Source organism: Halalkalibacter kiskunsagensis (assembly GCF_037027555.1).
Classification (GTDB): Bacteria; Bacillota; Bacilli; order Bacillales; family Bacillaceae_D; genus Halalkalibacter; species Halalkalibacter kiskunsagensis.
On the sequence record NZ_JAXBLX010000007.1, the window covers coordinates 12,810 to 25,294 of the forward strand.

The 12,485-nt window shown below is 38.4% G+C and carries 15 protein-coding genes and 1 other annotated feature; of the genes, 8 read left to right on the forward strand and 7 right to left on the reverse strand.

The genetic code is table 11. The features are described 5' to 3' along the window. Positions 1-13: 13 nt before the first annotated feature. Together SLH51_RS05475 and SLH51_RS05480 are read left to right on the forward strand one after the other, a co-directional pair. Positions 14-850 (forward strand): sirohydrochlorin chelatase, encoded by an 837-nt coding sequence (locus SLH51_RS05475; protein WP_335959740.1) that lies wholly within the window; start codon positions 14-16, stop codon positions 848-850. Continuing rightward, on the forward strand, positions 847-1,485 hold the full coding sequence (locus SLH51_RS05480; RefSeq protein WP_335959741.1) for a precorrin-2 dehydrogenase/sirohydrochlorin ferrochelatase family protein: 639 nt from the start codon (positions 847-849) through the stop codon (positions 1,483-1,485). The genes SLH51_RS05475 and SLH51_RS05480 overlap by 4 nt, the downstream gene beginning before the upstream one ends. A 52-nt stretch (positions 1,486-1,537) precedes the next feature. Here the strand turns inward: SLH51_RS05480 and folE2 are convergent, their stop codons facing one another. Further along, a complete protein-coding gene (gene folE2 / locus SLH51_RS05485) occupies positions 1,538-2,422 on the reverse strand; it encodes a GTP cyclohydrolase FolE2 (protein WP_335959743.1) in 885 nt (294 codons plus the stop codon). A 209-nt stretch (positions 2,423-2,631) separates the two neighbouring features. On the opposite strand from folE2, the gene SLH51_RS05490 reads away from it, so the two are divergent. From SLH51_RS05490 to SLH51_RS05500, 3 genes are all read left to right on the forward strand, one after another. Further along, positions 2,632-2,916, forward strand: a complete 285-nt coding sequence (locus SLH51_RS05490; protein ID WP_335959745.1) for a hypothetical protein — start codon at positions 2,632-2,634, stop codon at positions 2,914-2,916. Between the two features lie 19 nt (positions 2,917-2,935). Continuing rightward, positions 2,936-3,574: a putative periplasmic lipoprotein gene (locus SLH51_RS05495; RefSeq protein WP_335959746.1), complete on the forward strand. Its 639-nt coding sequence runs from the start codon at positions 2,936-2,938 to the stop codon at positions 3,572-3,574. 359 nt (positions 3,575-3,933) lie between these two features. Continuing rightward, positions 3,934-5,304: an aspartate kinase gene (locus SLH51_RS05500; RefSeq protein WP_335959748.1), complete on the forward strand. Its 1,371-nt coding sequence runs from the start codon at positions 3,934-3,936 to the stop codon at positions 5,302-5,304. Positions 5,305-5,399: 95 nt separating this feature from the next. On the opposite strand, the gene SLH51_RS05505 is transcribed toward SLH51_RS05500, so the two are convergent. Further along, positions 5,400-6,221, reverse strand: coding sequence for an ion transporter (locus tag SLH51_RS05505; RefSeq protein WP_335959750.1), 822 nt, complete (start codon positions 6,219-6,221; stop codon positions 5,400-5,402). A 158-nt stretch (positions 6,222-6,379) separates the two neighbouring features. On the opposite strand from SLH51_RS05505, the gene SLH51_RS05510 reads away from it, so the two are divergent. Continuing rightward, on the forward strand, positions 6,380-6,601 hold the full coding sequence (locus tag SLH51_RS05510; RefSeq protein ID WP_335959752.1) for a WYL domain-containing protein: 222 nt from the start codon (positions 6,380-6,382) through the stop codon (positions 6,599-6,601). 40 nt (positions 6,602-6,641) lie between these two features. Here SLH51_RS05510 and proC read toward each other — a convergent pair whose 3' ends face one another. Genes proC through proB form a run of 3 tightly spaced genes read right to left on the reverse strand, consistent with a single transcriptional unit; the run spans position 6,642 to position 9,852 of the window. After that, positions 6,642-7,475: a pyrroline-5-carboxylate reductase gene (gene proC / locus SLH51_RS05515; RefSeq protein WP_335959754.1), complete on the reverse strand. Its 834-nt coding sequence runs from the start codon at positions 7,473-7,475 to the stop codon at positions 6,642-6,644. Positions 7,476-7,486: 11 nt separating this feature from the next. Next, positions 7,487-8,734 carry a glutamate-5-semialdehyde dehydrogenase gene (locus SLH51_RS05520; RefSeq protein ID WP_335959756.1) on the reverse strand — a complete coding sequence of 416 codons (1,248 nt, stop codon included), beginning with the start codon at positions 8,732-8,734 and terminating at the stop codon, positions 7,487-7,489. Beyond that, positions 8,731-9,852 (reverse strand): glutamate 5-kinase, encoded by a 1,122-nt coding sequence (gene proB / locus SLH51_RS05525; protein WP_335959758.1) that lies wholly within the window; start codon positions 9,850-9,852, stop codon positions 8,731-8,733. The genes SLH51_RS05520 and proB overlap by 4 nt, the downstream gene beginning before the upstream one ends. 57 nt (positions 9,853-9,909) lie before the next feature. Beyond that, positions 9,910-10,135, reverse strand: a binding site (T-box leader). Positions 10,136-10,280: 145 nt separating this feature from the next. Between proB and SLH51_RS05530 the strand changes: the two genes are divergently transcribed. Further along, the gene (locus SLH51_RS05530) at positions 10,281-11,063 is read left to right on the forward strand and encodes an SDR family NAD(P)-dependent oxidoreductase (RefSeq protein WP_390184051.1); all 783 of its coding nucleotides are present in this window, start codon (positions 10,281-10,283) and stop codon (positions 11,061-11,063) included. Between the two features lie 11 nt (positions 11,064-11,074). After that, entirely contained in the window at positions 11,075-11,263 is a 189-nt protein-coding gene (locus SLH51_RS05535; RefSeq protein WP_335959762.1) for a hypothetical protein, read from the forward strand. On the opposite strand, the gene SLH51_RS05540 is transcribed toward SLH51_RS05535, so the two are convergent. Further along, positions 11,248-11,454 (reverse strand): YqzH family protein, encoded by a 207-nt coding sequence (locus SLH51_RS05540; protein ID WP_335959764.1) that lies wholly within the window; start codon positions 11,452-11,454, stop codon positions 11,248-11,250. The two genes, SLH51_RS05535 and SLH51_RS05540, sit on opposite strands and share 16 nt — an antisense overlap. A 183-nt stretch (positions 11,455-11,637) precedes the next feature. Next, on the reverse strand, positions 11,638-12,360 hold the full coding sequence (locus SLH51_RS05545) for a polyphosphate kinase 2 family protein (protein ID WP_335959766.1): 723 nt from the start codon (positions 12,358-12,360) through the stop codon (positions 11,638-11,640). Between the last annotated feature and the right edge of the window lie 125 nt (positions 12,361-12,485).

The window sequence follows — 12,485 nt, forward strand, 5'->3', positions numbered from 1 at the left end:
AGAAGGTGAATGTATGCAAGCAATTTTGTACATTGGTCACGGTAGTCGTGTGCGTGCTGGTAACGAGGAGTTACGCTTGTTTATTGAAAAAGCAAAAGGAGAACACCCTCAAGTCACAATTCAGGAATGCTGTTTTTTAGAGCTAACAGAACCAACGATTGAAGAAGGTGTACAAGCTTGTATTAATCAAGGAGCAACATCCATTGCCGTTATTCCTGTCCTATTATTGACCGCTATGCATGCAAAAGTGGACATACCTGAGGAAATTAATGATATGAAAAAGAAACATCCTAACGTTACTTTTTCATATGGTCGGCCAATTGGCATTGATCCAACTGTGATTGACATTGTTAAAGATCGTCTGCGGGCTGCAGGCATGGCTTTTTCAAATAAGCGGCCAAAGTATGAAGAACGTAAGCCAATCTCAATTCTTCTTGTTGGAAGAGGAAGCAGTGATCCTGATCAAACGAGTGACTTGATGAAAATTGCAAGACTCATTTGGGAATACACTCCAGTAGACGAAGTTGATGTTTGTTTTTTAGCTGCAACGAGACCAAATGTTGAAGAAGGGCTAGCTAGAATAAACCGCTTGCCAAATGATTTAGTGTATGTTGTTCCTTATTTGTTGTTTACGGGTGTCTTAATGAAAGGGTTGAAAAAACAATTAGACGAATGGTCTAAACAGACAAAAAAAGACTTTGTTCTTTGCGACTATTTAGGGTTTGACGATCAGCTAATTTCGGTTGTAGCTACACGCGTTCAAGAGGTATTAGAAAATGATGTTCAAGTGAATTGTGATACTTGTTCATTTCGTTACAGCGATGCTCAAAAAGCGGGAACTAATGCATGAGCAGACTCCCGTTAATGCTAAAGCTTGAAGGGAAAAGGATTGCGGTTGTTGGTGCAGGATCCGTTGCTTCAAGGCATATAAAAAAGTTAATAGAAGTAGGAGTAAAAGAAATAATTGTCTATTCACCAAGCCTTCATCCTGATTTGCAAATGTATGTGAAGCAAGAGCGATTTAAGTGGGAAAAAGAAAATGTCACCTCTACATGGTCAGTTGATGCAGATTTTGTTTTTTTAACCACGAATGATTCGATGCTGCATAAATCAATCTATCAATACAAAAAGCCGTATCAGCTCGTATATGTCGCTGATAACCCTGCTCTTAGTGATTTTCACTTTCCAATGACCATTAAGAAGGGGGCCTTAACAATTGCTCTTTCAACAGGGGGGGCAAGCCCGACATACGCAAAAAAAATCATGAAGCAAATTGAATCTAATTTATCAGATTCAATTGAAGCGGATTTGCTTTTTTTAGAAAAAGCCAGAAAACGAGTGCTTGAAAGTGAGTTAAGTGGTTTAGTACGAAAGAAGATTTTACAACAATGCACTACGGCTTTGGTACTACAAAATCCAAGTAGAGAACAAGTATTAGAAAAGATTATAGAGGAAGAAGCAAATTCGACTACAGAAAAGAAGTGAGCATAGTAAGAGGAGAGAGGAAGCTTGTACATAAGCTTCCTCTCTCCATTTTTTATTTCGTAAACGAAAGTCTTGCAACGGCATCATGTTGATGAATCGATTCTTCATTGCGGCATTGGACTTCGAATGAGCGTACGGCTTCATTTTCGTATAAGTCTGCAGCGACAAGACGGACTAAATCTTCTACAAAGCGTGGATTTTCATATGCACGTTCTGTTACAGATTTTTCATCTGGGCGTTTTAAAACAGGGTAGAGAATCGAGCTTGCATTGCTTTCTGCTGCTTCAAGTAGTACTGCTTTCCAATCAGCCTCATATCCTTCATCAACGGTAACGGTCATTGTTACAAAGCTACGTTGGTTATGTGCACTGTACTCACTGATTTCCTTTGAGCAAGGGCAAAGAGTCGTTACAGCTCCTGTTAGCGTAATGATGGACGTATACCCGTTATCTTCATCAAATGAGACATCATAAGTGATATCGGCATGAGCCATTCCTTCTTTTTGCATAGCTGGGCTTGTCTTCGTGAAAAACCAAGGAAATGTTACGCGAACATTTGCCGCTCTTTGCTTCATTTCACGAGCAAGAATCGCCGTAAATTCACGTAATGTTTGATCTGTTAACAAGTGTGATTGAAAAAACAAATGAAGTTGCTCGGTTAAGCGACTCATATTAATTCCTTTGAAATCTTGATCTAAACTAGTTGTCAAAGCAAATGTTGCTGTGGTAGTTTGCGTTGTTGGTGCTAATTCTGATTCAATCATAATAGGATATTTCACATCAGAAATACCAACTTGTTGGATTGGAAAGTAAAAATCATCTGGTTTATTTTGAAGGTCAGGCATCTTTTCTTTGTCTGTTGGTTTTGTTCCAATAATAGGATCAACCGTTCCAAAATGACGATGACGCTCAGCCTTTGGCGGTAAAGAACGTTTCATTTTATTAATCACTCCTGAAAGTTAATTCTGATAGGGACCTCGCATAACTTTTTATAACTAAAAAGTATAAACGATCTATAATTTGAAATAGTTGCGGTTATGCTTCCTCCATATTACACTACAAAGGGAAAAAGAAACAAGAAATAGTCTGTATTAAAAAAGAGGAAGTTAAAAAATAAAGTTGGAGTAACGTTGAAAGAAGGTAGAGAATGAAAAAAGGAACTTTGTTATGGATATCATTAGCAGTTGTACTAATAATTGTAGGGTTGGTAATCCCAATTAATGTAAATCCCCCTGGGGATACGAGAGTGATTATGGATCATACCAAAAAGGTGTATAGTGCTCCTGAATGTTTTGATCAAGCAGATTTAACAAATAACTTAGAGGAAACGACATTTGATCATGCCCTAGATCTTGAATACGTTAGTGAATCAAGCTGTACGGATCAAAGATTACAAATTCAGAAACCGTTTCTGATTGGCATTTTTCGTTAATTAGTAAGGAGGGGTGGGAGTGAATATGAGAAAATGGAGTGCTGTCTTATTATGTACCCTTTTCTTAACTGCTTGTGAATCGTTAACGACAACTGGTTTAACAAAACAAAAACCTCTAAATGAAGTGACATTATCAGAAAATGAACAAGTGATTTTTTCATTATTAGCAGATCGTATTTTTTATCTAGATTTCAAAGATAGCAAAAAAGAATTTCGTTCAATAGAGGTTGGGGTTGACTACTATCATTACGGGGAGTTAGTTGAAAAAAATGGCGGTATGATAATGGGGGCGAACGATCCGGAAATGGAACTAGAAGAAAAGAGAGCAAGGTTTCTCTTTACAATGAATACGCAGGAGGGCGATGAAAACATTTCCGTCTATGGCAATTTAAACGTCATTTATAACAGTGGTAGTTCAGGATCTACTAGTTATTCTTTTGAACGAGAGGGGACAGCACGTGGCAGCTCATCATGGGGGTATTTAGTGGACCAAATAGATGAGATTACTTATGACGAGAAGAATTACGTTGCTTACTATATTGAAAATGTTGAATCGAATACGATGAGGTCTTTTGACTCGGAGGTTGCTGTTACACCAAATCAAGAATATGAACATGTGTATATGTATTATGTAGCCATTAGTGATAAGCCATTATAAAAGGAAAACAGGATAATAGGAAGAGCAGAAGAATGGATCAATTTTCTTCTGCTTTTCCTTATTTGAATATTTCAAGTGAAAACAAAGAAGTATGAAAGGAACTCAGTGGAGGGCAATACTCCGCTCATTGCTTTAAGAAGAATACCTACCTATTTTAGAATTAAGAGCCATTGCCAAGAAATAGGGAGGATTGTGTGGATGAAAGTGGTGAGTATTGCTGAAGCAGACTAAGCAGAATATGGCAGCTCAAAACGTTAGAGAATGGTTTTGCAGATATTGATTGATTGTGCTATATTGAGAATGTTCAAAAAACTTGTAATAAAGAGAGAAATGAAGAATAAGGGAGCTGGAGACAAAAGATGAAAGTAGCGAAATTTGGGGGAACATCAGTCGCAAGTGCGGAGCAAATCAAAAAGGTAGCTTCCATTGTAGCAGAAGATAAAGAAAGAAAAATAATCGTTGTATCCGCACCAGGAAAGCGTAATAGTAATGACACAAAAGTAACCGACCTTCTTATTAAACTTGGTGAAACGTATTTAAATAATCAAGACACAGAGAAGGTGTTGCAAGATGTCCTGCATCGTTATGAAGATATCGCTGATGGCTTAGGACTTGGGAAAGAAATTATTGCAACAATTGAAGCAGATTTACGAGAACGACTTCAGTTTGATCAAAATCGTCCGGGTGCATGCATGGATTTAATTAAGGCAAGTGGTGAAGATAACAATGCAAAACTAATTGCTTCCTATTTTCAAAGTATAGGATTAAATGCTACATATTTAAATCCACAAGAAGCAGGATTATTTGTGAGTGATGAGCCAGGCAACGCACAAGTGTTACCAGAGGCATATGACCACCTAAAAGCATTACGTGATCGCAATGAAATTATTGTCTTCCCTGGTTTCTTTGGCTATTCAAAGGAAGGAACGCTCGTTACATTTTCACGTGGAGGATCAGATATTACAGGGTCGATTTTAGCAGCAGGAATTAAAGCAGATCTTTATGAAAATTTCACCGATGTTGATTCTGTATTTGCTGCAAATCCAAATATCATTGAGAACCCTGTAAAAATTAAACGAATGACATATAGAGAAATGCGCGAATTATCATATGCTGGATTTTCTGTGTTTCATGATGAAGCTCTATTCCCAGCATTTCGAAATGGGATCCCTGTTTGTGTGAAAAATACAAACAATCCTTCTTCATCTGGAACAATGATTATTGCAGAAAGAGAATATTTCTTAAATCCAGTCATTGGAATTGCAGCAGATGAAGGATTTGCTACGATCTATGTTCGTAAGTACTTAATGAACCGAGAAGTAGGGTTCGGACGAAAGCTATTGCAAATTTTAGAAGATGAAGGGCTATCTTATGAGCATATGCCGTCTGGAATTGATGATACGTCTATCATCCTACGTCAGGATCAATTGACTCAAGGTATCGAGGAACGTGTTGTAGCAAAAATTCAAGAAGAACTTTGCGTAGACGATGTTTATGTTGAGAGAGATTTTGCGATGGTTATGATTGTAGGAGAAGGAATGCACAATACGATTGGTATATCTTCACGAGCGACAGCTGCTCTAACAAGAGCAAATGTAAATATTGAAATGATTAACCAAGGTTCTTCAGAAGTAAGTTTAATCTTAGGGATTCATGCATCTGATGCAGATCGTACTGTTATTGAACTTTACCATGAATTTTTCAGTGGGGCAGACGATACGGTTCAATAATGAGGATGTACCAAAAGGGTCGTTTTTTCTCTTTTGTAACATCCTGTTGAACACAGGAAAAGAACGAGGGTACATATAAATGTACCCTCGTTCTTTTATTTCCGTTCTGTTAATGTTTGAATCATTGCTTTCATTTCAGCTACTTCTTGTCGCAATTCCTTTAATTCAGAATTTGCTTCTTCCTCTTCTTCTTCTACATTGGCTTTTTCGACATTATTAACGATAACCCCAATAAAAAGGTTAAACACGATGAATGTACCAACAAGAATGAAGATAACGAAATAAATCCATGCCCAAGAAACTTCATTAAAGATAGGACGCATTACCCCGCTTGCCCATGATTCTAATGTTACTACTTGAAATAATGTTAACAGTGATAGTTGTAGATTGCCAAAGTATTCAGGGGCAACTCCCGCAAATAACATTGTTCCCATTACGGCAAATATGTAGAAAATAATGCTCATTAAAATCATGATGTTCCCAAGTGCGGGAATGGTCATCAATAATGCGTCGACAAGTCGACGTAGTGAGGGAATAACAGAAATAGCACGGAGCACACGAAGAACACGTAGGATACGAAGAACTGTAACGAAATGGGCTCCTACAAATATATGCCCCGCTGCTACGATTAGAAAATCAAACCAGTTCCAACTGCTCTTGAAAAAATCTGTTGTAGGGCGGGTGGCAATAAAGCGCATGGCGATCTCAATCGTAAAAATCCAGAGCAACACATAATCAGCAAAATAGAACCAATTATTATAGGCACTATATAAACTCGGGTATGTTTCGAGTCCAACGATAATAGCATTGATAAGAATAAGTCCGATAACAGTCGAAGTAAACGCCCGGTGAAAAACAATCCTCTGAATCGTCCCGATAAAAGGGGATTTAGAGAATTTGGTATTTCTATTGTCCATAATAACAATCGAGCTCCTTTTGATAGTAACCAATCTAATTACTATTCTACTAGATTTTGAGCTTTTGCAAAAGTGTTTGTTAATTAACGAACAAATGTTCTTGTTAATTGTTGCGATTTTGTGTATGATAAAAAAACAAACGATAAGGAGGAGCATCAATGAAAAGGGTATTGACGCGAAGTATTGAAAATGGTGTGAAGCTACTTATGATTTATCAAGCCGCAGATGGGGCAATGTCTCAACGGATAATTCAAGTAAAGTCGTATAATGAACGACATGTGATTGCCTATTGTTACTATCGTAGAAATACGCGGATGTTTCGACTAGATCGTATATTATCATTACAGTTAAAAAGCAGAAAAGCTTATTCTCTTGAATAAAAAAGGAAGAGGCTGACCTTTGTGTCACCCTCTTTAACTATTATTTTGATTTTATGAATACTTTTCCTAACTCTTTTGAACGTGAAATAGCTTTTGTTACAGCTGCTGTCATCGCTTCTTGGGTCTTTCTTTCACGTAACACATTAATTCCAGCTTCCGTTGTTCCATTAGGACTCATTACTTCTTCGTACAGCTCTCTTGATGATTTACTCGAAGATTGGAGTCGCTTGCCAACCCCAACGACCGTTTGAGTAATTAGGCCTGATGCTTCTTCTTCTGTAAGTCCCGCAGCTTCAGCTGCTTTTTCCATAGCTTCTATAAGGAAGTAAAAGTAAGCAGGGCCACTCCCGGCAAGACCTGTAACGGCATCTAGTTTTTGTTCATCTACGATTGTGACATTGCCAACAGCAGAGAAAAGCGCATTCACTTCGTTCACCTGATCATCGGTTGCATAAGTCCCTTTGCTAATCGCAGTAGCAGACTCTCCTACCTTGGCAGAAGTATTAGGCATTGTCCGGATCACACATGCTTTGTTACCGAGCAACTCTTCAATGTAGGTAGTTGGAATCCCGGCAAGAACGGAGACGAATAACTGCTGGACATTTGTCATCTTTTGAACATCTTCAATGGCTTCTTTTACATGTTTCGGTTTCATAGCAAGGATGATAATGTCACCACGACTAACCGCTTCACCACGATTGCTATTTGTTTGAATGCCATAAGTTGTTTCAAGATAGGTAAGTTTCTCTTTATCACGTAAATTGGTTGCAATTATTTGCTTAGGCTTTACAATTTGGTGGCGGACGAGACCAGCAATGATAGCTTCGGCCATTGCACCAGCTCCTAAAAAGGTAATTGTTTTATTGATTAGCAATGTATAAGCACCTATCCTTTCACTTGTCCAGTACCTTGGACAATGTATTTCGTCGAGGTTAACGCTTCAAGACCCATTGGTCCTCTTGCGTGGAGCTTTTGGGTACTAATACCGATTTCTGCTCCGAACCCAAATTCAAACCCGTCTGTAAATCGTGTGGAAGCATTGTGATAAACAGCAGCTGCATCGATTTGATTTAAGAACGTTTGAATGTTTTTTGCATCCTCACTAATAATTGATTCTGAGTGCTTTGTGCCGTATACATGAATATGCGAAATCGCTTCATCAACTGAATCAACGATCTTTAATGCGACCTTCAATTCAAGAAATTCGGTTGCCCAATCAGCCTCATCAGCTGCTTTAATGCGTTGATCGTAACTTTGAGTTTTTTCATCGCCGACAAAGGCTACACCTTTTTCATCGAGTGAATGAAGAAGGTCTTGAAAATGTGCATCAGCCCACTGATGGTCAACTAATATCGTTTCAATTGTATTGCAGACAGAAGGACGCTGTGTTTTTGCATTAACAGCAATGGAAATCGCCATCTCTGGTTTTGCACTCCGGTCAATAAATAAGTGGCAGTTGCCTACGCCCGTTTCTAGTACTGGAACCGATGCATTTTTGACAACTGATTGAATAAGTGATGCCCCTCCACGTGGAATTAAGACGTCTAGATATTCATTTAAGGTAAACATTTCTGTTGCTGTTTCCCGACTTGTATCCTCAATTAACTGAATAGCTTCTACTGGAATTGACGTTTTTTCTAATGCCCGTTGTACGACGGCAACAAGTGCTGTATTAGAGTGAATAGCAGAAGAGCTGCCACGTAATAATACGGCATTTCCTGCTTTTAAACATAAACTTGAGGCGTCAATGGTGACATTCGGTCTTGCTTCATAAATCATTCCAATCACCCCGAGTGGAACACGAACTTTCTCGATGTGTAATCCATTTGGGCGAGTCGTTTTGGATAAGCTTTCTCCAACTGGGTCAGTTAGTGATGCGACTTGTTTTAAGCCTTCAGCAATATCTTGCAATCTCTCAGATGTTAACGTTAAACGATCAATAATCCCTGCATTTGTTCCATTTTTACGCGCTATTTGAACGTCTTTTGCATTTTCTGTTAACAAGTAGGACTCTTCCTTCATAAGTTGAATAGCCATCAATGTCAATGCTTCATTTTTTTCTTGTGTTGTTTTAGTGGCTAAAACGCGAGCACTCTCTTTTGCATTTTGAGCTTTTATTCGCAATTCATTCATCGTTTCATCGTCTCCTTTATATATGGGACCCATTCATTCCTGTGGACCACAACAGGTTGTTTATGTTTTGATGATGTAGTGACTGTTTGTTGCTTTTGGTAGTAAGAAAGTTGTTCTGACGTCATATTGGCTTTGCCTTTTCCAAGAAGAACGCCCTTTGTGTTACAAACTTCAATCACATCTCCTTTCGAAAAGTTTCCATCAATTGATACGATTCCAACTGGTAGTAGGCTCTTTCCACGGTACAAAAGAGCTTGTTCAGCTCCTTTATCAATGCACAGTCGTGCAGAGATTTTTGAGTGAAGAGCAATCCATTGTTTGGTCGTAGGCATTACTGGCTCATGTTGAAAGGAGCCGACGTAAGTACCGTCCCCTTTGCCAGCTAAAATATCGATTAATGCTTCAGCATGTTCTCCTTTGCCGATAAATACGTTTACTCCAAGACCAAGAGCAGTGTGGGCCGCACTCACCTTCGATTTCATTCCACCAGTTCCAACTTTAGACGTAGAACCTCCTGCAAGAGCAAGTAAATCCTCGGTTACATAAGGCAAGTAGTGAATCTTTTTTGCATCTGGATTCGTGTGAGGGTTATCATCATACAGGCCATTTACATCTGTCATAATGCAGAGTGTATTCGCATGAATTAAACCACTTACAAGAGCAGATAGCATATCATTGTCGCCAAATGTTAATTCCTCAATCGAAGTTGAATCATTTTCGTTAATGATTGGAATTGCTCCTCTTTTTAATAATTCAGATAATGTTGAATAAGCATTTCCATATCTGGTTTCATCGGAGAAATCTTGTCTTGTTAACAGCAATTGTGCAGGAGTCAGATTGTGAGATCCAAATTGCTCAATATACGCTTGCATGAGCATCGCTTGCCCAACCGCCGCCGCTGCTTGTTTGCCGGCTATTGTTACGGGTCTTGTAGGATAACCAATTGCCTTAAATCCGGCAGCAACAGCTCCAGAAGAGATCATGATGACTTCATGACCTGCGTGCTTTATTTTGGCAATTGCTTTGACAAACATAGCAACCTTATCCATACAAAGCGCACCTTGTTTTGTTGTCAATGAACTACTTCCAATTTTAACAACGAGACGTTGTCGACTCATGTAACTCTCCTCTTTTCATTGTGATTAGAAAAAATAAAAAAGCTCTCCCATCCTCAAAAAAAGGACGGAAGAACTTCAACCGCGGTACCACCTTTGTTGGCATAATAAATGCCCCCTCTTACCCGTATCGTGGGGAACGGTCAGATTATATAAATATTTATATATATATCCGACTAGCTCCAGGGCAGGTTCAATGTTATTAGTGGTGATGACCTTTTCAGCCGGTGAGGTCACTCTCTTTGCACATAATGAAACATTTACTAATCCCTATCTACACCAAATCATATTGTTTTAATTATTATATGAGCAGAGAAGCAAGTCGTCAACTGTCAGTTTAAAAATGCTGGTTGTTCTCTAGGTTTTCATTTAGAATGAACAAGTGATAAACTTTTTATCTTCATTGAAGAAGGATCGTAAGGAGAGTCATGATGGCAACAGATAAGGTAATTTGGATTACAGGAGCCTCCAGTGGGTTGGGGAGAGAGTTAGCTCTAGAAGCCGGTAAAAACGGAAATACTGTTGTTCTTTTAGCACGTAACGTCGAAAAGTTACATGCGCTACAACAAATTATTGAAGGTCAAGGAGCTAAAGCATTTGCGGTTTTTTTAGATATGAGCGATACGAATATGATTGCTCAAGTAACAGAACAAATTGTTCGTAAGGTTGGCAAAGTTGATGTGCTAATTAATAATGCTGGCTTTGGTGTGTTTGAGAAGGTGGAACAGGCAAATATGCAAAATGTTCAGGAAATGTTTGCTGTGAATGTTGTAGGCTTAATTGCATTAACCAATTCAGTGCTCCCTCATATGCTTGAACAAAATAAAGGTCACATTATTAACATTGCGTCCCAAGCTGGAAAATTATCCACGCCTAAATCAAGTGTTTATGCTGCGACAAAGCACGCGGTTCTTGGTTTTACAAATGGACTTCGAATGGAAATGATAGACACAAATATCCATATAAGTGCTGTTAATCCCGGACCGATCAGAACACCTTTTTTTGACCGAGCTGACAAAGAAGGAACCTATGTGAAAAATATTGAGCGCTGGATGTTAGATTCACAAGATGTGGCAAAGGCAACGATTAAGCTTATTGACCATCCAAAGCGCGAGTTAAACTTACCTAGGTGGATGAATGCAGGGTCTACTCTCTATCAACTAATGCCAAGTTTATTTGAGCGTTTAGCTGGGAGGAAATTAAATCGAAAATAAGGAGGGAGATTATGACTACACGATTCCACTGTTGTGCGACATGCTGTCATTTTGCTGCAGAAAAAAAGAGTGGTGGCGGGATGCGTTACTACTGTGAGCGTCTAGGATTTGAAACAAAAACCACCTATCAATTTTCATGTTGGGATCCCAAAAATCATGTAAAAGAGCTTATGAGAAAGCACCATCATTCATCCTCTTGATCAGTAAAGAACGTGTAGATGACATCATGGATAACGTCTTGAAACTGTTCTATTCCGCTTTCATCGATTTTAAGAATGATTTTATTCAACAGTTCTTGTTCTTCTTTTTCCGTTAAAGGTAATCCGAAGTGTTGGTCTGTGTATGTGTGTATGACGTTTTGCATATGTACTTTAATAAACTGCTTATTCATAAGTCCTCCAGTTCTTTCACGTTTTTTAGGATTTACTTTAGTATATAGTTGAGTAGTACAGATGATCAACCTAGAATACGTTTATTGAGTTTATATAGTTTATAGAATAGTGACTAAAAAAATGAATCTTAAATACAGAAATCGACCGTAACGTAACAATACGTCGATTTCTGTATTTAAGAATTACTGTTCAAGCTTCCCAACTCTTTTTTCAAATTCAGTTATTAAAGTTTCAATTACCGTAATTCTTGCGGTTTTTTTATCATGTCCATCAATGACATGCCAATTTGCAAACTCCGTGTCTGTCTTGTCAATCATTTCTTCGATTGCTTCTTCATATTGGTCCCACTTTTGTCGATTGCGCCAGTCTTCATCGGTTAGTTTCCACCTTTTAAAAGGATCTGCTCTTCTTTCTTCGAATCTAAGGAGCTGCTCTTCTTTTGAAATGTCTATAAAAAATTTCATTATGATATGCCCATTTGCAACTAGCATGTGTTCGGTATGATTGATTTCATCATAGCCACGTGTCCATTCCTCTTGAGTTGCAAATCCTTCCACCCGTTCAACAAGAACACGGCCATACCAAGACCGGTCAAAAATACCGATCTCTCCTTTTTTAGGGAGGAGTTTCCAAAAACGTCTCAAATAATGGTATCTCAATTCGTGGTCATCGGGTGCTGCAATAGGATGGACGTTATACCCACGAGGATCAAGACGATCAGTTACACGTTTAATTGCTCCTCCTTTTCCGGCGGCGTCCCACCCTTCAAAAATAAGGATGACCGGAACTTTTCGTTCATATAGCGCACGTTGCAATCGTAATAACTTTAATTGTTTCTTTTTTAACGTTTTATTGTATTGTTTTTTCGTTTCAAACCGAGGCTTTTTATTTACAGAATTCTTCATACATCTCCTCCTCCTTAAGCTTAAAAGATTGTCTCTTTCTTATTTATTTAAATCAACACTCGTTTATTAGTATCTTAGCCGTTTTTTTAGAAAGGGAAACACTCCGTTAAAAATCAATAAGCAAC

Coding starts and splice junctions, on each gene's coding strand:
- proB (WP_335959758.1), bottom strand. CDS start 9,852: ATGAGTCGACAACGTCTCGTTGTTAAAATTGGAAGTAGTTCATTGACA.
- SLH51_RS05505 (WP_335959750.1), bottom strand. CDS start 6,221: ATGGACAATAGAAATACCAAATTCTCTAAATCCCCTTTTATCGGGACG.
- SLH51_RS05475 (WP_335959740.1), top strand. CDS start 14: ATGCAAGCAATTTTGTACATTGGTCACGGTAGTCGTGTGCGTGCTGGT.
- SLH51_RS05535 (WP_335959762.1), top strand. CDS start 11,075: ATGACTACACGATTCCACTGTTGTGCGACATGCTGTCATTTTGCTGCA.
- SLH51_RS05540 (WP_335959764.1), bottom strand. CDS start 11,454: ATGAATAAGCAGTTTATTAAAGTACATATGCAAAACGTCATACACACA.
- folE2 (WP_335959743.1), bottom strand. CDS start 2,422: ATGAAACGTTCTTTACCGCCAAAGGCTGAGCGTCATCGTCATTTTGGA.
- SLH51_RS05490 (WP_335959745.1), top strand. CDS start 2,632: ATGAAAAAAGGAACTTTGTTATGGATATCATTAGCAGTTGTACTAATA.
- SLH51_RS05500 (WP_335959748.1), top strand. CDS start 3,934: ATGAAAGTAGCGAAATTTGGGGGAACATCAGTCGCAAGTGCGGAGCAA.
- SLH51_RS05520 (WP_335959756.1), bottom strand. CDS start 8,734: ATGAATGAATTGCGAATAAAAGCTCAAAATGCAAAAGAGAGTGCTCGC.
- SLH51_RS05480 (WP_335959741.1), top strand. CDS start 847: ATGAGCAGACTCCCGTTAATGCTAAAGCTTGAAGGGAAAAGGATTGCG.
- SLH51_RS05510 (WP_335959752.1), top strand. CDS start 6,380: ATGAAAAGGGTATTGACGCGAAGTATTGAAAATGGTGTGAAGCTACTT.
- SLH51_RS05530 (WP_390184051.1), top strand. CDS start 10,281: ATGGCAACAGATAAGGTAATTTGGATTACAGGAGCCTCCAGTGGGTTG.
- SLH51_RS05545 (WP_335959766.1), bottom strand. CDS start 12,360: ATGAAGAATTCTGTAAATAAAAAGCCTCGGTTTGAAACGAAAAAACAA.